Source organism: Mesorhizobium sp. WSM4819 (assembly GCF_055811215.1).
In genome coordinates this window covers 1-291 of the sequence record NZ_JBVVQO010000118.1, presented here as the reverse complement: position 1 = coordinate 291, position 291 = coordinate 1, and the positions used below count along the sequence as shown (strand labels likewise).

Genomic DNA, 291 nt, shown 5'->3' with positions numbered 1-291 from the left:
TTCAAATGGTCGCTCTACCAGGCCTCCACCGTTCTCGAGCAGCGTCAGCGCCAGCGCGGCCGCAAGATCTACAGCCTGCATGCGCACGAGGTGGAATGCATCGGTAAGGGCAAGGCGCATGCGCCCTACGAGTTCGGGGTGAAGGTGTCGGTGGCCACCACGCTGAAGCGCTCAAAGGGTGGCCAGTTCGCCCTGCATGCAAAAGCGCTGCCCGGCAATCCCTATGACGGCCACACGCTCGCAGCGATCATCCCTGACATGGAAAAGACCATCGGCAACGAGATCAGCCGC

General features: G+C 62.2%; 1 pseudogene. It reads left to right on the top strand.

Going from position 1 to position 291, the window contains the following annotated elements:
• Positions 1-291, top strand: a pseudogene (locus tag AC0L18_RS32470) (IS5/IS1182 family transposase); the annotation flags it as partial.